The sequence below is a fragment of the Hydrogenophaga sp. genome (assembly GCF_011772445.1).
Classification (GTDB): Bacteria; Pseudomonadota; Gammaproteobacteria; order Burkholderiales; family Burkholderiaceae_C; genus Hydrogenophaga.
Window position 1 is genome coordinate 56,623 of sequence record NZ_WVZN01000047.1, and the last position, 16,978, is coordinate 73,600.

Consider the following 16,978-nt stretch of genomic DNA (forward strand, 5'->3'; position numbering starts at 1 on the left):
CCAGGTTCGTAATCAAGGGGTTATCGTCCGGGGCTCACCCGTTTTTCACCCACTCCAAGGAAGTACATGAAGTCCACCCATGCGCTCGAAGCCGCCGACGTCAAAGCCATCGCCCAAGCGGCGGAAAAGGAAGCCCTGGCCCACCAGTGGGCGGTGACGATCGCCATCGTCGACGCGGGCGGCCATCTGATGTGGCTGCAGCGCCTGGACGGCGCGCCGCCCATCTCGGCCCACATCGCACCCGCCAAGGCGCACACGGCGGCCATGGGCCGGCGCGAGAGCAAGGTCTACGAGGATGTCATCAACCAGGGCCGCACCTCGTTCCTGAGCGCCCCGCAACTGCAGGGCATGCTCGAAGGCGGCGTGCCGGTGATGAAGGACGGCCAGTGCATCGGCGCCGTCGGCGTCAGCGGTGTCAAGTCCACCGAGGACGCGCAGATCGCGCGCGCGGGCATCGCCGCACTCGGTCTTTGAAGATCGGGTAAAAAGCGCCTGGCTAACGGCGGCGTGGTGTGCCGCCCTGGCTGGCTCAAAAACGACGCTCGGGGATGAGGCATCCCCGGGTCGCCCCACGATACAAAAGCGGTCCCGCGCGCCTGAACGCACGTTCAGGGCGTGGGCTCCGTGATGAATCCGATCTTGCGCAAGCCGGCCTTCTGCGCCGCGGCCATGGCCAGGGCCACGCGTTCGTAGCGCACGGCCTTGTCGCCGCGGATGTGCAGTTCGGGTTGCGGCTCCTGCGCGGCGGCAGCGCTCAGCATGCCGTCCAGCTCGCCATCGCTCAGGCGCTGGTCGTTCCAGAAGTACTGGCCCTCGGCATCGACCGAGAAGCGGATGTTCTCCGGCTTGTCCTGCACCTTTTCGACGCTGGCCTGTGGCAGGTCGATGTTCACGGCGTGCTGGATGACCGGCACCGTGATGATGAAGATGATGAGCAGCACCAGCATCACGTCGATGAACGGGATCATGTTGATCTCGCTCATGACTTCATCGCTGGCGTCTTGCGTTCCGATGGCCATGTGATCAGCTCCGCTGCTGTTGCTGCTTGATCGGCAGAACCTTGCCCTCGGCGGCCACGCTCACGCGGGCACCGGTGACGAAGTAGGCGTGCAGGTCGTGCGCGAAGCGGTTGAGCTTGTGCAGCACGGCCTTGTTGCCGCGCACCAGGGCGTTGTACCCCAGCACCGCGGGAATGGCCACCAGCAGGCCCAGGGCCGTCATGATGAGCGCTTCGCCGATGGGGCCGGCGACCTGGTCGATGGCGACCTGGCCCGCCGTGCTGATGCCCAGCAGCGCGTGGTAGATGCCCCAGACCGTGCCGAACAGGCCCACGAAGGGCGCGGTGGAGGCCACCGAGGCCAGCACCGACAGGCCGCCCTGCGCGCGGATGGTGAAGTCGTCCACGCTCTTGCGCAGCGCCCGCTCGATCCAGTCGCTCACGTCCAGGTTGTCGTGCAGCTGCGGGCGGCTGGCGCCGTCCTGGTGGGTGATGTGGCGGGCCGCCTCGCGGCCCTCGATGGCGGCGGTGCGGAAGGGGTTGCCATCGGCGTCGCCGAGTTTTTCCAGGCCTTCGGCGAAGTCGCTGCTGTGCCAGAAGCCTTCGACGCCACGGGCCTGGGCGCGCTGGGCGCGCAGGTCCAGTGCCTTCCACAGGATGATGATCCACGAGGCGAGGGACATGGCCAGCAGCACGAGGGCCACGCTGCGGGTGACCCAGTCACCCTGGCTCCAGACGTGGGCGATGCCCGAGGTGGCGAATTGCGAATCCATGAAGCTCTGACTCCTGCGAAGGCGGTTTATTCCAAGACGAAATTGATGGGCACGTTGAACCACATGGCCTCGGCCACGCCGCCGCGCTTGCCGGGCACGTAGCGCCAGCGCAGCACGGTCTGCAGCGCCGTCTGGTCGAGGCGCTCGTAGCCGCTGGAGGTGTGGATTTCGGCCTTGCTGGCCGTGCCGTTGACATCGATGAAGACGCGCACGACGACCTTGCCCTGTTCGCCCAGACGGCGCGACAGCGAGGGGTAGGCCGGGCGCGGGTTGTTGAGGTAGTCGGCGCTGCTGGAAGGCAGCTGCACCACCGGCGGCGGCGCGGGCGGAGCCGGCGGGGCGGGTGGCGGCGGCGCCGCCACCACGGGGGCAGGCGGCGCGGGCACCACGNNTTGGGTGCGGGCGGGGCCGGGGCAGGCGGCTCGGGCTCCACCTGGGGCTGGGGCAGCTCGATCAGCTCGGCCATCACCTCCACCGGGATCACCATCTCCGCCGCGCGGCGCAGCAGGCCGCTTTGCAGTGCCCAGACCGCGAACACGTGCAGGCCCACCACGGAACCCACCACGAGCAGGCGGCGGTTGAAGCGGCGCGGCACGGGGGTCATCGGGACGGGGGCGGGGGACCCCAGGGGAAAGCTGGTCGTGGGCATGGCGGTTGAACGAGGGGGCCGGCACAAACAGTGCCCTTGGCCCGGATGAAGAAGCCTCGTCGATGACTATTCGCGTCGAAAAATCCAGTACAGCGCGATCAGCGTGAGCATGAGACTGGCAACGTGAACAACGAGGCCCGTGATCATGAACGTCCTTTCGCGCAAGTGGCGCACACAGGGGTGTGACAGGAAAGTTGAGCCATTCTAAACGAGAATGTTTCGCATTCTCAGCGATCGGCCAATTTTTTTTTCAAGCGCTGGACCGCCGGGGCTCGATCAAGTTCCGGCGCCGTGCTGGCGGGCGGTGGCATCGTCCGTGCTGATATTAAAAACAATTCTCATTTATGATCAGGCCCTCCTGAGCTTTCGCCCCCACTGTCCCCCATGCCCGTCACGCGCGCCCGTTCCGCCCACCGCCTGGCCCCTGTCCTGCTCCTGGGGGCGCTGGCCCTGCCCGGCCCCTCGTTCGCGCACAGCCTGCTGCTGAGCTGTCGCTCCGCGGCCGGGAACATGGTGCAGTGCAAGGGCGAGTTCTCCGATGGGAGCGACGCGGCAGGCATGGCCATTGCGGTCAAGGCTTACGACGAGCGGGTGCTGGCCAAGGGCACATTGGGTGGCGACGCCACCTGGCGCTTCGCCAAGCCCGCGGGCGAGTACTTCGTGCGCCTGGAAGACGGCGGGGAGCACTCGGCCGAAGTGGACCACACCGACGTCAAACCATGACCGTTCAGGTGGTGCGTCCGGCCGGGGCTGGCCACGAAACCCTGTGGGTCTTGCTCGCTGCGGCGGGCGTGCTCGCGGTGGCCGCGCTGGTCGTGGGCGTGCGCGCGCAGCCGGCCACCACCGCCACGCTGGCCACGCACCAGGTGGACGCGCGCACGCAACTCAACGCGGCCGAGCAGGGCGTGCACGCGGACCTGCTGGTGGCGGCCGACGAGATCGCGGCGCTGCGCGACAGCGAGCAGGCCATGCCCACCGTCGAGGCGCTGCGCGACCTCGGCCTGCCGCCGTTCTCCGCCGGCCCCGAGGCGCGCGCCCGCGGCGCGCACGAGTGGCGGGCCAGCCCTCAAGGGCACGACCTGGCCTACGTCGGCCGCAGCGCCGAACCGCAAGTCGCCGCGTCCTTCCTGCTGCGCCTGCCGGCCACCGCCGGCAAGGACGGGGGCGACAACGCCGCCGGCCACGTGCACGGCGACGCGGTCGAGATCTGGATCCAGCGCGAAGGCCCCGTGGCCTGGCCCGAGGGCATCGACAGCGCCGCGCTGGTTCGCCAGGGCTGGCGCCAGGTGGTCACGCGCTACGACGCCGGCGTGACGCGCAAGGACACGCCGCACTGAGCGCGGCCAGCGCGCACGCCGTTCATTCTCCCAAGACGCACCGACATGCAAGACCTTCAGACGATGCACAAGCGCCGCCGCCTGCTCGCGGCCCTGGCCTGCACGCCCCTGGCACTGGCCGCCACCGGCCGTCCCGCCTTCGCCCAGGGCAAGCGCCTGCGCGTGGGCGTGACGCTGCACCCCTACTACAGCTATGTGGCCAACACGGTGGGCGAGCTGGCCGAGGTGGTGCCCGTCATCCCCGCCGGTTTCAACCCGCACGCCTACGAACCGCGCACCGAGGACATCAAGCGCATCGGCTCGCTCGACGTGATCGTGCTCAACGGCGTGGGCCACGACGACTTCGCCGGCCGCATGATCAAGGCCAGCGAGAAGCCGGACCTCAAGGTGATCGAGGCCAATGCGCAGGTGCCGCTGCTGGCGGCGGTGGGCACCGGGCGCGGCACCTCGGGCAAGGTGGTGAACCCGCACACCTTCCTTTCGGTCACGGCCTCCATCTCGCAGGTCAACACCATCGCGCGCGAGCTCGGCAAGCTCGACCCCGCCAACGCCGCCGCCTTCACGGCCAATGCGCGCGCCTACGCGCAGAAGCTGCGCAAGCTGCGCGCCGACGCCCTGGGCCAGCTCGTGAAAACGCCGGGCGCCGACTTCCGCATCGCCACCATTCACGGCGCTTACGACTACCTGCTGCGCGAGTTCGGCCTGGAGGTGGCGGCCGTGGTGGAACCGGCGCACGGCATCGAACCCAGCCCCGCGCAGCTCAAGGGCACCATCGACCAGATCCGCTCGCTCGACGTGAAGGTGATCTTCTCGGAGATGGACTTCCCCTCGGCCTACGTCGACACCATTCGCCGCGAAACCGGCGTGCGCCTGTACGCGCTCACGCACATCTCGCACGGGCCTTACACGGCCGAGAAGTTCGAGCAGGAGATCGCGAAGAACCTGGCGACGGTCGTGCGCGCGATCCAGGAGGCCGCATGACCGCTTCCGGCGGCCCCGCCATCGCCTTCGAGTCGGTTGCCCTCACCCTCGGCCAGACCGACATCCTGCAGCAGGTGAGCCTGCGCGTGACCGCCGGCGGCGTGCACGCGCTGGTGGGGCCCAACGGCGGCGGCAAGAGCTCGCTGTTCAGGGCCTTGCTGGGCCAGGTGCCGCACCGCGGCCGCATCGCATTGGAATGGCCCGGCGAACGGCCCGGCGTGGTGGGCTACGTGCCGCAGGCCCTGGCCTTCGACGCCGGCCTGCCGATGACGGTGATGGACTTCATGGGCGCCATGTGCCAGCGCCGCCCGGTGATGCTGGGCCTGTCGCGGCGCTGGAAAGCGCCGGTGGAACAGGCGCTGCACCAGGTGGGCATGTGGGAGAAGGCGCAGCGCCGCATGGGTGCGCTCTCGGGCGGCGAACGCCAGCGCGTGCTGCTGGCGCAGGCGCTGATTCCCGCGCCCGACCTGGTGCTGCTCGACGAACCCATGTCCGCGCTCGACGAGGCCGGCATGCGCGTGTTCGAGGAACTGCTCGCGCACTGGCGCGCGCGGCGCACCACCGTGCTGTGGATCGAGCACGACCTGGACGCCGTGACGCGCCTGGCCGACCGCGTCACCGGCCTGAACCGCCAGGTGCTGTTCGATGGCCCGCCTGCCGACGCGCTGACGCCGCCGCGCGTGCTGGCCTTGTTCTCGAACCGGCACCGGCACGAAGAGGCGAGAGCGCCCGAGGAGCTCGACGCATGACCGAGCTGATCGACGCCTTGCGCCACGCCATCCAGCACCTGGCCGCACAGGGCCTGCTGCCGAACTCGCTGACGTACGGTTTCGTCGTCAATGCGGTGCTCGCGGGCCTGTGCATCGGCCCCGTGCTGGGCGGCCTGGGCACGCTGGTGGTGGTCAAGCGCCTGGCCTTCTTCTCCGAGGCCGTGGGCCACGCCGCGCTCACGGGCGTGGCCATCGGCATCCTGCTGGGCGAACCGTACACCGGGCCTTACGGCAGCCTGTTCGCCTACTGCACGCTGTTCGGCCTGCTGCTGATGTACGTGCGCAACCGCACCGGCCTGTCGCCCGACACGCTGATCGGCGTGTTCCTCGCGGTCTCGCTCTCGCTGGGCGCCAGCCTGCTGTTGATCCTCTCGGGCCGCGTGAACATCCATATCCTGGAGAACGTGCTGTTCGGCTCGGTGCTCACCGTGGACACCAGCGACCTGCTGGTGCTGCTGGCGGTGAGCGCGGTGGTGGTGGCGCTCACGGTGCCGCTCTACAACCGCTTCATGCTGGCCAGCTTCAACCCGCAACTGGCCAGCGTGCGCGGTGTTCGCGTGAAGCTGCTGGACTACCTCTTCGTGGTGCTGGTCACCATCGTCACCGTCGCCTCGGTCAAGGTCATCGGCGCCATCCTTGTCGGCGCGCTGCTGATCATCCCCGCCGCTGCCGCGCGCTTGTTGAGCCTGTCGCTGCGCGGCTTCTTCTGGCTCAGCGTGCTCGTCGCCACGCTCAGCACGCAGGTCGGCATCCTGGTGCCGATCGAGCTCGAGCTGCCGGTGCCCTCGGGCGCGGCCATCATCCTCACCGCCGGCGCGCTCTTCGGGCTCGCGGCCATCGTGCGCGGCTTCACGCCCGCCCTCAAAGGACACGCCGGATGAACCCGCGCCCTGTTTTCCTCGCCGCGCTGGCACCCGGCCTGCGCCAGGCCGGTCTGGCGCTCATGCTCGCGCTCGCCGCGCCGCTGGCCGCACAGGCGCAGGCGCCCGTTGCCGGCGCAGCGATCGCGGCCCCTGTGCGCCTGCTGGTGTCCCACCCGGTGGTGGCCTCGCTCACCCAGACGCTGGCGCAGGGCACCGGCATCACCGTGCTACGCCCCGTGCCAGAGACCCTGCCGGCGAACCGCCAACTCGCCTTCTTCAGCAGCCGCGGCGCTGCCGCCCTGGGCCAGGCCGCGCGCCAGGCCGACGCGGTGATCGCGCTGCGCTCCATCTGGCCCGACGACCCGCTGTTCCCGCTCGCGCGGCGCCAGAACATCCGCCTGATCGAGATCGACGCGGCGCGCCCGCTCGACGCCTCGCTGCCCGGCATCGCGCTGCGGGAAGGCGCCGCCACTGTGGCGGCCCTGCCCTGGCTGGACCCGGTGAACCTGGGCCGCATGGCCGACGTGATCGCGGCCGACGTGGCGCGCCTGGTGCCCGAGGCGAAGCAACGCCTGCAGGACAACGTGGCCGCGCTGCGCCAGCGTGTGCTGGCCACCACCGCGCAGAGCGAGGCGCGGCTGGCGCGCGCGAGCAACTTGTCGGTGTTCAGCCTGTCCGACCGGCTCGACTACCTGGTGAGCGGCTTCAACCTGGACCTGGTGGGCACCGATGCGCGCGAGGACGACGCGGCCTGGACGCCCGAGGCCCTGGCCGAATTGACGAAGCGCCTGCGCGAGGGCGCGGTGGCCGCCGCGCTGCACCACCGCGAGCCGCCGCCCGCCGTGGCGCAGGCCGTGCAGCAGGCGGGTGCGAAGCTGATCGTGCTGCAGACCGAAGGCCGCGACCCGGTGGCCGAGTTGCAGCAGAATGCCGACCGCCTGGGCGCGCTGGCGACACCCTGATCAGCGTCGCCTGCCAACCCCCAAGCCAGAAACACCGCGGAACCGGCTTTGCCGGGCCGCAGGTGTTGCCCCCTTGAGGGGGGAAGCCGCTCACTCAGTGAGCGGCTGCGGGGGTAGTTCAAATTTGTAGCCCAGGCCGTAGACGGAGTGAATGGGCTCGCGCCCTGGGGCGGCGTCCTCGATCTTGCGGCGCAGCTTCTTGATGTGGCTGTCCACCGTGCGATCGGAGACCACGCGCTCGTCCCGGTACATCGCGTCCATCAACTGTTCGCGCGAGAAGATGCGCCCCGGTCGCGCGCTCAGCACCTTGAGCAACTGGAACTCCACCACGGTGAGGCCGAGGTCGTGGCCATCGAAGGTGGCCCGCCAGGCGGCCTCGTCCAGTTGCAGTCCACCGGGCGTGTCGGCCGGCGCGTGCGTGCCACGGCGCAGCACCGCCTTCACGCGCGCCACCACCTCGCGCGGGCTGAAGGGTTTGCAGATGTAGTCGTCCGCGCCCAGCTCCAGGCCCAGCAGGCGGTCGATCTCCTCCACGCGCGCCGTGACCATGATGATCGCGGGCGCCGGCCGGCCGGCCTGGCCCGAGCGCAGTTCGCGGCACACGTCCAGCCCGCTCTTGCCCGGCAGCATCAGGTCCAGCAGCACCAGGTCCACCGGGTGCTCGGCCAGCCAGGCCTCGACCTCGTCGCCGCGCGTGAGGTGGTGCGTCTCGTAGCCGGATTGCGCGAGGTAGTCGAGCAGGACCTTGGCGATCTTGGTCTCGTCTTCGACGATGAGGATGCGGCCCGCCGTGTCAGTCATGCTCGGCCTCCGCGTGCAGGGGCAGCCACAGGTCCCAGCGCAGCCCGCCCAAGGCGCTGGCCGAAGCGGTCATGCGCCCGCCGTGTCCTTCAACGATGGCCCGGGCAATCGCCAGCCCCAGGCCCGAGCCGCCGCTGGCGCTCGCGCGCGACTCGTCCACGCGGTAGAGCCGGTCCGTCAGGCGCGGCAGGGCCTCGGCGGGCACGCCGGGCGCGGAGTCTTCCCAGCTCAGGCGCGCCTCGTCGCCGTCGCGCACCAGCCGCACGTCCAGCGACGCGGGCTCGTGCGTGTAGCGCAGGGTGTTCTGCAGCAGGTTGGCCAGCACCTGGTCGAGCCGGTCGCCGTCGGCGCGCACGCTCAGGCCCTCGGGCAGATCGGTGCTCAGGCGCAGGCGCTGGCCGGGCCGCGCGGTGGCTTCGTGCAGGTAGTCGGCCACGAAGCGCCCCAGGTCCAGCGGCGCGAAGCGGTAGTCCAGCGCGCCCAGGTCCGAGAGCGAGAGCAGGCGCAGGTCGTCCACCAGCCGCGTGAGGCGGCTCACCTCCTGCGCCAGCGAGTCGAGGTTGGCCGCGTCGGGTTGGCGGATGCCGTCCTGCAGCGCCTCGATCTCGGCGCGCAGCGTGGCCAGTGGCGTGCGCAGTTCGTGCGCGATGTCGGCGATCCACTGCTGGCGCGCCTGGCGCGCGGCCTGCAAGGAGACGGCCATGCGGTTGAAGTCGTCCGCGAGCTGGGCCAGTTCGTCGTGGCCTTGCGCGTTCAGGCGCACCTCGTAGTCGCCCTGGGCGATGGCCGTGGTGCCCGCGCCCAGCGCGCGCAGGCGCCGCGAGAGCCAGTGCGCGATCAGCGCCGCGTTGAGCAGCACGGCCGCGAACAGGCCCAGCGCGATGGCCGCGTAGGTGCGCGTCTGCTGCGCCTGGAACACGCGCTCCAGCGAGGCCACCATCTGCAGCCGCGGCACGTAGCCCAGGTAGCCCACCAGCCGCTCGTCCACGGTGATGGGCTTGAGCACGGCCTGCTCGGCGCGCCACTCGGGGCCGATGATCACCCGCCGCTCGGCGTCGAGCAGGAGCAGGCGCGGGTCGATGGTGAGCGCGGGCGGGTTGCCGGGGGGCGGGGCCTCGGCCGCAGGGCGTGGGCCCGCGGGCGCCGGCGCGTTGTTCGTTGGCGGCGGGGCGCCGGGGGGCTGCCCTTGTTCCCCCGGCCGGCGTTGCACGCGCCCCGAGCCCAGCACCTCGCGCGACAGCTCGAACCAGCGCTCGCGGTCGCCCGCGATCCAGTCCCAGTGGCCGTGCTGGCGGTAGCCGTTGGCCAGGCGCACCACCAGGGGTTGCAGGCGCGTCTCGTCGGCCTTGTTCAGGTACTCCACCAGACCGCGGTCGAAGCTCCAGCCGTAGATGAGGTAGGCCGCCATCACCAGCACCACGTTGGCGCCGGCGATGGCCAGAAAAAGCTTCACGCGCAGCGAATCGAAGCGCGCGAGCCCCGAGCGGGGGCGGGCGGGGGAGACGGAGGGCGCGGCGGACATGGGGCAAGACTAAACCGGAATCTGGCAAACACTGTGCAAGCGCTGTGTGAAGCGGGCTTCGCACGCCGTGCGTTTTCTTTCCATATTTGCCCCGCAAGATCCGCCCCCAGCATTGCCGAACCCGGCTGTCCGCCTGCGAACCATGAACCAGAAACAGAAGACCTCCTCCCTCCGCCGCCACCCCTGGCGCACCGCGCTCATCGCGTTGGCGGGCCTGGCCTTGCTGGGCGGCGGCGGCGCGGCCTGGTGGTTCCAATGGGGCCCTGGGGCCAGAAAGGAAAGCACCTACATCACCGCCACCATCCAGCGCGGCGACATCGAGGACCAGGTGGCGGCCACCGGCTCGCTGCAGCCGCGCGACTACGTTGACGTGGGCGCGCAGGTGTCCGGCCAGTTGCGCAAGCTGCACGTGGAGGTGGGCACCGAAGTGAAGGAGGGCGACCTGCTCGCCGAGATCGACGCCGAGACCTCGCAGGCCCGCGTGGACGCCAGCCGCGCGCAACTGCGCTCGCAGCAGGCCCAGATGGCCGAGCGCGAGCTCAACCTGGTGAAGGCCGAGCGCGACCTGCAGCGCCAGAAGAACCTGATGGCCGAGGAGGCCACCACCGCCGAGGCCCTGCAGAACGCCGAAACGGCCGCGCGCACGGCGCGCGCGCAGATCAATTCATTGAAGGCGCAGATGGAGCAGGTGCAGGCCAGCATGCGGGTGGAAGAGGCCAACCTCAAGTACACGAAGATCTTCGCGCCCATGGCGGGCACGGTGGTCAGCATCACCGCGCGCCAGGGCCAGACGCTCAACACCAACCAGCAGGCGCCCACGCTGCTGCGCATCGCCGACCTGTCGGTGATGACGGTGCAGACCCAGGTGTCCGAAGCCGACGTGAGCAAGCTGCGCCAGGGCATGCCGGTGTACTTCACCACCCTGGGCGGGCAGGGCCGGCGTTACTACGGCGAACTCAAGAAGGTCGAGCCCACGCCGACGGTGACGAACAACGTGGTGCTCTACAACGCGCTGTTCGAGGTGCCCAACCCCAACCGCAGCCTGATGACGCAGATGACCGCACAGGTGTTCTTCGTGGTGGCCGAGGCACGCGACGTGCTGGTGGTGCCGATGTCGGCGCTGACCCTGCAGCGCGGCGGGCCGGCGGGCCGCGAGCGCGCGGGGCAGGGCGGTGGCGCCAACGCACCCGTCGTGGCGAACGCCGTTCCGCCGTCGGCCGCGGCGTCGCAGGCCGACAAGGGCGCCTCGCCGCCCGCGGCGGCCGCTGAACCCCGGCGCATGGACCGAGCGGCATTCGAGGGTCTCTCGCCCGAGGAACGTCAGCGCTTGCGTGAGCAGCGCCGCGCCCAGCGTGAAGCGGCCGGTCAGGGCCGCGACGGCGCGGCCACGCCGTCCGCCGCCGCGCAGCCCGGGCCCGCCCCGCGTGGCGCGCGCGGCCCCCGCCAGGCCAAGGTCAAGGTCATGAAGGACGACGGCACCATCGAAGAGCGCGAGGTCACCATCGGCATCAGCAACCGCGTGCACGCCGAGGTGCTGTCGGGCCTGAAAGAGGGTGAGCGCGTGGTGGCCGGCACGCGCGAAACCGAGCCGCGCAACAACAGCAGCAACCAGCAAGGCTCGCCCCTGGGCCAGCAGGGCATGCGTGGCCCTGGCGGCCCGGGTGGCCTGCCGATGGCCGCGCCGGCCGGAGCCCGCCGATGACACAGCTGCCCGCCGCCCCCGACGCTGCGGTGCTGCCTTCGGGCACGCCGCCCGAGGCGGTGCTGCCCCTGATCGACCTGCGCGGCATCACCAAGACCTACCGCAATGGCGAGCTCGCGGTCGAGGTGCTGCACGGCATCGACCTGCAGATCTACCCGGGCGAGCTGGTCGCCATCATGGGCGCCTCGGGCTCGGGCAAGTCCACGCTCATGAACATCCTGGGTTGCCTGGACAAGCCCACCACCGGCACCTACCGCTTCATGGGGCGCGACGTGTCCGAGCTGGAGCGCGACGAGCTCGCCGAGCTGCGCCGCGACGCCTTCGGCTTCGTGTTCCAGAGCTACAACCTCATCGCCACCGGCACGGCCACCGACAATGTGGAGGTGCCCGCGGTCTATGCCGGCGTGCCGCCGGCCGAGCGCCACGCGCGCGCCGCCGAGCTGCTGGAGTCGCTGGGCCTGGGCGAACGCGCGCACCACCGGCCCAACCAACTGTCGGGTGGCCAGCAGCAGCGCGTGTCCATCGCGCGCGCGCTCATGAACGGCGGGCGCGTGATCCTGGCCGACGAACCCACGGGCGCGCTGGACAGCAAGAGCGGCGCCGACGTGATGGCCCTGTTGAAGGACCTGTCCGCGCAGGGCCACACGGTGATCCTCATCACCCACGCGGCCGAGGTGGCCGCGCACGCGCACCGCGTGATCGAGATCAAGGACGGCGACGTGGTGGCCGACCCCGGCCCGCGCCCGCCGCAGGGCGAGGCCGCGCAACTCGCGCGCGACTGGACGCCGAGGCGCGGCCGCATTTCGCACCTGGGCGACGTGGCCGAGGCCGCCAAGACGGCGCTGCGCGCGCTGCGCGCCAACGTGTTCCGCGCCATCCTCACGCTGCTGGGCATCGTCATCGGCGTGGCCTCGGTGATCGCCATGCTGGCCATCGGCGACGGCGCCAAGCAGCAGGTGATCGACCGCATCAGCGCGATGGGCTCCAACCTGCTGCTGGTGCGCCCGGGCGCGCCCAACCAGCGCGGCTTCCAGAACATCGCCACCCTGGTGCTGGCCGACGTGCAGGCCATCGACAAGGAAGTGCCCAACGTGCTGGCCGCCGTGCCCGAGCAGACCAGCAGCGTCACGCTGCGCTTCGGCGAGTCCGACTATTCCAGCAGCGTGCGCGGCACCTCGACCAAGTTTCCGCTGGCGCGCCAGTGGCCGGTGGCGCGCGGCACCTTCTTCAGCGAAGAGGACGAGCAGGAATACGCCACCGTGGCCGTGCTCGGCCAAACCGTGGCCAAGGCCCTGTTCCCCGGCGGCCAGGAGCCGCTGGGCCAGTACATCCTGGTCAACAACCTCATCTTCCAGGTGATCGGCGTCATGAGTGCGCGCGGCGCCTCGCCCAACGGCGACGACCAGGACGACATCGTCATGGTGCCGTACGCCACGAGCCAGCTGCGCCTGTCGGGCCAGCGCTTCCTGCGCAACGTCACCGTGGCGGTGCAGGACGTGAGCCGCATCGACGAGACGCAGTCGGCGGTGGAGTCGCTGCTGGCCGAGCGCCATGGCGTGATCGACTTCCAGATCCGCAACATGGCCTCCATCATCGACACCGCCACCGAGACGCAGAACACCATGACGGTGCTGCTCGGCTCCATCGCCGCGATCTCGCTGCTGGTGGGCGGCATCGGCATCATGAACATCATGCTGGTGAGCGTGACCGAGCGCACCCGCGAGATCGGCATCCGCAAGGCCATCGGCGCGCGCACGCGCAACATCCTGCAGCAGTTCCTCATCGAGGCCCTGGTGGTCTCGGCCCTCGGTGGCGTCATCGGCGTGTTCGTCGGCCTGGGCGTGGCCGCCGTGGTGGGCGCCACGGGCACGGCCGTGCAGTTCTCCGTCGCGCCGGTGGTGTTGGCCTTCGGTTGCGCCTTCGCCACCGGCCTCATCTTCGGTTTCCTGCCGGCGCGCAAGGCCGCGCGGCTGGATCCTGTCGTTGCCCTGTCCTCCGAATGAACATGAAACACCCCCGCCGCGGCGAAGCCGCGACCCCCTCAAGGGGGCAACACCTGCGGCCCGGCAAAGCCGGTTCCGCGGTGTTCCTCGCCATGTTGCTGCAAGCCTGCGCCGTCACCCAGGACCCGGCGCGCGGCCCCGTGGTGGACATGCCTGCGCAATGGGACGCCACCGCCGCGACGGCGGAGGCACCCGCGCTCACCACCGCCTGGTGGCAGGGCTTCGGCTCGCCCGCGCTGGTGCAACTGCTGGACGAAGCCCAGGCCGGCAGCGCCGACCTGCGCATCGCGATCGAGCGCATGCGCCAGGCCGACATCGCCCTGCAGCAGGCCGGCATCGCGCGCCTGCCCTCGGTGGGCGGCAGCCTGAGCACCTCCACTGGCCGCAGCGATGCGGCGGACACACCGTCCACCTCGCGCGAATCCACCAGCGCCGGCCTGTCGGTCAGCTATGAACTCGACCTGTGGGGCCGCATCGCGGCCGGCGTGCGCGCGGGCGAGGCCTCCTTCGCCGCCAGCCAGCACGACTGGCGCACCGCGCGCCTGACGCTGCTGTCGGGCGTGGCGTCCAACTACTTCCTCTGGCTCAACACCAGCGAGCGCCTGGACATCGCGCGCCAGAACCTGGAGATCGCCGAGCGCGTGCTGCGCATCGTGGAGGCGCGCCAGCGCAACGGCGTGGCCACCGCGCTGGAGGTCTCGCAGCAGCGCGCCACCGTGCTGTCGGCGCGCACCGCGCTCATTCCGCTGGAGCTGCAGCAGCGCCAGACCGCGTCGGCCCTGGCCCTGTTGCTGGGCCGCGTGCCGCAGGGCTACGCGCCCGCCACCGGTGAGTTCGCGCAGCTGCGCGTGCCCACGCTCGCGCCGGGCCTGCCGTCCACGCTGCTCACGCGCCGGCCCGACCTGGCCTCGGCCGAGTCGCAACTGGCCGCGGCCGACGCCAACGTGGCCGCCGCGCGCGCCGCGCTGCTGCCCAGTGTGTCGCTCTCGGGCTCGGTGGGCCTGGGCACCTCGGCGCTGCTGAGCCTGGCCGATCCCACGCGCAGCGTGTCGCTGGGCCTGTCGCTCGCGCAGTCCATCTTCGACGGCGGGCGCCAGCGCCTGCAGGTGCGCACCACCGAGTCGCAGCGCGTGGTGCTGATCGAGAACTACGGCAAGACCATCCGCACCGCCTTGAAGGAAGTGGACGACGGCCTGGGCAACCTCTCGCGCAGCGAGCGGCAGGAGTCGCTGCAGCGCGAGCTGGTGGCGCAGGCGCGGCGCTCGCTGGAGCTGGCCGAGCTGCGCTACCGCGAGGGCAGCGGCGACCTGCTGTCGGTGCTGGACGCGCAGCGCACGCTGTTCTCGGCGCTGGACGCGCTGTCTACGCAGAAGCTGTCGCGCCTGACGGCCGCGGTGGATCTGTACAAGGCGCTGGGCGGCGATTGGGTCGCCAGTCCTTCCCTGTCCTGACGGTGCGACGCACTCGAAAAGGAGGGCAGTTCGCTGCTTTATCTAAATGAGAATAGTTATAATTTGCAAACTGTGAACACCCGGTCAGACGCCCTCGCCAAACCTCCCTCGGCCGCCCCGGCGGCGTCCAACCGGGCCTATTGGCTCAAGACCCTGCACCAGTGGCACTGGATCAGCTCCGCGCTGTGCCTCATCGGCATGCTGCTGTTCGCGTTCACCGGCATCACGCTCAACCACGCGGCCGACATCCCGGCCACGCCGGTGGTGCAGACCAGGACCCTGGAGCTGCCCGCCGAATTGAAGGCCGCGCTGACCGTGAAGGACGACGAGCCCGCCAACGCCGCGCTGCCGCCCGATGTGCGCGCCTGGCTGGGCCGCGAGCTGGACCTGAGCCTGCCCACCACCGAGGCCGAATGGTCGCCCGAAGAGGTCTACCTCTCGCTGCCGCGTCCCGGCGGCGACGCCTGGTTGCGCATCGAGCGCGAGAGCGGCGCGGTGGAGTACGAGCGCACCGACCGCGGCTGGGTCTCCTACTTCAACGACCTGCACAAGGGCCGCCACACCGGCCTGGCCTGGAAGTGGTTCCTCGACGTCTTCTCGGTGGCCTGCCTGGTGTTCTGCATCACCGGCCTGTTCATCCTCAAGTTCCACGCCAGCGCGCGGCCCAGCACCTGGCCCATGGTGGGCGCGGGCCTGGTGATCCCGTTGTTGCTCGTGATCCTCTTCATCCACTAAGGAGCTTCCGTCTCATGACGACCATCCGTTACGCCGCCGCGCTCACCGCGGCCGGCCTCGCCTGGCCCGCCGTGGCCGCCGACATGGCGCTCAAGGTCGAGATCCCGCGCCTCACCGTCGCGGAGTACCACCGCCCCTACGTGGCCATCTGGATCGAGAAGCCCGACCAGTCCTTCGTGAGCAACCTCGCGGTCTGGTACGACATCAAGCTGCGCAACAACGAAGGCACCAAGTGGCTCAAGGACATGCGGGCCTGGTGGCGCAAGAGCGGGCGCGAACTGTCGATGCCCGTGGACGGCCTGAGCGGCGCCACGCGCGCGCCCGGCGAGCACAGCGTGCAGTTCAACGACGCCGCTCTCGGCAAGCTGGCCCCCGGTGAGTACACCGTGGTGCTGGAGGCCGCGCGCGAGGTGGGCGGACGTGAACTGGTGAAGGTCCCCTTCGTGTGGCCACCCAAGGGCGCCACCACCACGCAGGCCAGCGGCCAGCACGAACTCGGTGCCGTCAGCGTCACCGTCAAACCCTGAACCCCAGACCCGATCGGAGCCCCCGCATGAAGAACATGTCCCTTCGCGCCCGCGCGCTCGCCCTGGCCGCCGCCGCCAGCTTCGTCCTCCCCATGGCCGCGCACGCGCACCGCGCCTGGTTGCTGCCCTCGGGCACCGTCTACTCGGGCCAGCAGCCCTGGGTGAGTGTGGACGCTGCCGTCTCCAACGACATCTTCTATTACGAGCACAACGCGGCCGGCCTGGACAACCTCGTCGTCATCGCCCCCAACGGCCAGCCCGTGCAAGCCGAGAACCAGGCCAAGGGCCGCTACCGCAGCGTGTTCGACGTCAAGCTCGAGCAGCAGGGCACGTACCGCATCGCGCTCGTCAACGACGGCATGATCGCCAGCTTCAAGGTCGGCAACGAGACCAGGCGCCTGCGCGGCGACGCCGAGTCGCTGGCCAAGGAGATCCCGGCTGGCGCGACGGACCTGCGCGTGAGCCAGAACAGCAGCCGCGTGGAGACCTTCGTCACGCGCGGCAAACCCAGCACCGACGCGCTCAAGCCCACGGGCAAGGGCATCGAACTGGTGGCCGTGACGCACCCGAACGATCTGGTGGAGGGTGATATGGCCACCTTCCGCTTCCTCGACAACGGCAAGCCCGCTGCGGGCTACTCGGCCACGATCATCCTGGGCGGCCTGCGCTACCGCAGCGAGCTCGGCGAGATCCGCATGGACACGGATGCCAATGGCGAGATCAAGGTGAAGTGGCCGGCCGCCGGCATGTACTGGGTGAACGTGGCGCCCCCGCGCCCGCCGCGCGTGGAAGGCGCGCCGCCCGCCGCGCCCACCGGCCCGGCCGGCACGCTGGCCGAGCCGGTGCGCCGCTCGAACTACAGCCTCACCCTGGAAGTTCTTCCGGACTGAGCCCACCCCTGCCGC

Annotated in this window: 17 protein-coding genes and 1 pseudogene; 13 read left to right on the forward strand and 5 right to left on the reverse strand. The window is 70.5% G+C overall.

Annotation, left to right across the window (positions count from 1 at the left end):
* Positions 1-66: 66 nt before the first annotated feature.
* Complete coding sequence (locus GTO19_RS19475) at positions 67-474, forward strand: heme-binding protein (protein WP_291023884.1); 408 nt, start codon at positions 67-69, stop codon at positions 472-474.
* Positions 475-608: 134 nt separating this feature from the next.
* Here GTO19_RS19475 and GTO19_RS19480 read toward each other — a convergent pair whose 3' ends face one another.
* The 3 genes and pseudogenes from GTO19_RS19480 to GTO19_RS19490 all read right to left on the reverse strand — a co-directional run bounded on the left by GTO19_RS19480 (position 609) and on the right by GTO19_RS19490 (position 2,374).
* Complete coding sequence (locus GTO19_RS19480; RefSeq protein WP_291023886.1) at positions 609-1,019, reverse strand: biopolymer transporter ExbD; 411 nt, start codon at positions 1,017-1,019, stop codon at positions 609-611.
* Positions 1,020-1,023: 4 nt separating this feature from the next.
* Complete coding sequence (locus GTO19_RS19485; RefSeq protein WP_291023888.1) at positions 1,024-1,770, reverse strand: MotA/TolQ/ExbB proton channel family protein; 747 nt, start codon at positions 1,768-1,770, stop codon at positions 1,024-1,026.
* 26 nt (positions 1,771-1,796) lie between these two features.
* A pseudogene (locus GTO19_RS19490) lies at positions 1,797-2,374 on the reverse strand (energy transducer TonB).
* Between the two features lie 429 nt (positions 2,375-2,803).
* Between GTO19_RS19490 and GTO19_RS19495 the strand changes: the two are divergent.
* Genes GTO19_RS19495 through GTO19_RS19520 form a run of 6 tightly spaced genes read left to right on the forward strand, consistent with a single transcriptional unit; the run spans position 2,804 to position 7,332 of the window.
* Positions 2,804-3,142, forward strand: a complete 339-nt coding sequence (locus GTO19_RS19495; RefSeq protein ID WP_291023890.1) for a hypothetical protein — start codon at positions 2,804-2,806, stop codon at positions 3,140-3,142.
* Positions 3,139-3,756 carry a DUF6162 family protein gene (locus GTO19_RS19500; RefSeq protein ID WP_291023892.1) on the forward strand — a complete coding sequence of 206 codons (618 nt, stop codon included), beginning with the start codon at positions 3,139-3,141 and terminating at the stop codon, positions 3,754-3,756. The genes GTO19_RS19495 and GTO19_RS19500 overlap by 4 nt, the downstream gene beginning before the upstream one ends.
* 45 nt (positions 3,757-3,801) lie before the next feature.
* Complete coding sequence (locus GTO19_RS19505) at positions 3,802-4,737, forward strand: zinc ABC transporter substrate-binding protein (RefSeq protein WP_291023894.1); 936 nt, start codon at positions 3,802-3,804, stop codon at positions 4,735-4,737.
* Positions 4,734-5,486: a metal ABC transporter ATP-binding protein gene (locus GTO19_RS19510; protein WP_291023897.1), complete on the forward strand. Its 753-nt coding sequence runs from the start codon at positions 4,734-4,736 to the stop codon at positions 5,484-5,486. Before GTO19_RS19505 ends, GTO19_RS19510 begins: the two co-directional genes overlap by 4 nt.
* Positions 5,483-6,388, forward strand: coding sequence for a metal ABC transporter permease (locus tag GTO19_RS19515; RefSeq protein ID WP_291023900.1), 906 nt, complete (start codon positions 5,483-5,485; stop codon positions 6,386-6,388). The genes GTO19_RS19510 and GTO19_RS19515 overlap by 4 nt, the downstream gene beginning before the upstream one ends.
* Positions 6,385-7,332, forward strand: a complete 948-nt coding sequence (locus tag GTO19_RS19520) for a zinc ABC transporter substrate-binding protein (RefSeq protein WP_291023903.1) — start codon at positions 6,385-6,387, stop codon at positions 7,330-7,332. Before GTO19_RS19515 ends, GTO19_RS19520 begins: the two co-directional genes overlap by 4 nt.
* Before the next feature lie 90 nt (positions 7,333-7,422).
* Here the strand turns inward: GTO19_RS19520 and GTO19_RS19525 are convergent, their stop codons facing one another.
* Both GTO19_RS19525 and GTO19_RS19530 read right to left on the reverse strand, forming a co-directional pair.
* Positions 7,423-8,133, reverse strand: a complete 711-nt coding sequence (locus GTO19_RS19525; RefSeq protein ID WP_291023906.1) for a response regulator — start codon at positions 8,131-8,133, stop codon at positions 7,423-7,425.
* Positions 8,126-9,586, reverse strand: a complete 1,461-nt coding sequence (locus GTO19_RS19530) for an ATP-binding protein (RefSeq protein ID WP_291031266.1) — start codon at positions 9,584-9,586, stop codon at positions 8,126-8,128. Before GTO19_RS19530 ends, GTO19_RS19525 begins: the two co-directional genes overlap by 8 nt.
* 211 nt (positions 9,587-9,797) lie before the next feature.
* On the opposite strand from GTO19_RS19530, the gene GTO19_RS19535 reads away from it, so the two are divergent.
* The 6 genes from GTO19_RS19535 (at position 9,798) to GTO19_RS19560 (ending at position 16,963) form a co-directional block, all read left to right on the forward strand.
* Positions 9,798-11,357, forward strand: coding sequence for an efflux RND transporter periplasmic adaptor subunit (locus tag GTO19_RS19535; protein WP_291023909.1), 1,560 nt, complete (start codon positions 9,798-9,800; stop codon positions 11,355-11,357).
* Positions 11,354-13,360, forward strand: coding sequence for a MacB family efflux pump subunit (locus GTO19_RS19540; protein WP_291023911.1), 2,007 nt, complete (start codon positions 11,354-11,356; stop codon positions 13,358-13,360). Before GTO19_RS19535 ends, GTO19_RS19540 begins: the two co-directional genes overlap by 4 nt.
* Positions 13,361-13,362: 2 nt before the next feature.
* On the forward strand, positions 13,363-14,811 hold the full coding sequence (locus GTO19_RS19545; protein WP_291023912.1) for an efflux transporter outer membrane subunit: 1,449 nt from the start codon (positions 13,363-13,365) through the stop codon (positions 14,809-14,811).
* A 72-nt stretch (positions 14,812-14,883) separates the two neighbouring features.
* Entirely contained in the window at positions 14,884-15,546 is a 663-nt protein-coding gene (locus GTO19_RS19550) for a PepSY-associated TM helix domain-containing protein (RefSeq protein WP_291023915.1), read from the forward strand.
* Between the two features lie 14 nt (positions 15,547-15,560).
* Positions 15,561-16,073 (forward strand): DUF2271 domain-containing protein, encoded by a 513-nt coding sequence (locus GTO19_RS19555; protein WP_291023917.1) that lies wholly within the window; start codon positions 15,561-15,563, stop codon positions 16,071-16,073.
* 26 nt (positions 16,074-16,099) lie between these two features.
* Complete coding sequence (locus GTO19_RS19560; protein ID WP_291023919.1) at positions 16,100-16,963, forward strand: DUF4198 domain-containing protein; 864 nt, start codon at positions 16,100-16,102, stop codon at positions 16,961-16,963.
* Positions 16,964-16,978 lie beyond the last annotated feature (15 nt).